The organism is Neisseria sp. P0014.S002 (genome assembly GCF_051958295.1).
Lineage (GTDB): Bacteria > Pseudomonadota > Gammaproteobacteria > Burkholderiales > Neisseriaceae > Neisseria > Neisseria flavescens_B.
Map to the genome: position 1 here is coordinate 1 of NZ_JBQCVO010000156.1, position 206 is coordinate 206.

At 46.6% G+C, this 206-nt stretch carries 1 pseudogene; it reads right to left on the minus strand.

Going from position 1 to position 206, the window contains the following annotated elements:
- Positions 1-206: pseudogene (locus ACTHSX_RS10985) on the minus strand (hypothetical protein); the annotation flags it as partial.

A 206-nucleotide genomic window follows, 5' to 3' on the forward strand; every position in this document is an offset into this window, starting at 1 on the left:
CCTGGCATTACCATTTCTACGCCTTCTTCCAAAGTAACTGCACCAGTTACGTCAGTAGTACGGAAGTAGAATTGTGGGCGGTAGTTAGCGAAGAATGGAGTGTGACGACCACCCTCTTCTTTGCTCAGTACGTATACTTCTGCTTTGAATTTGGTGTGAGGAGTGATAGTACCTGGTTTAGCCAATACTTGACCACGCTCTACGTC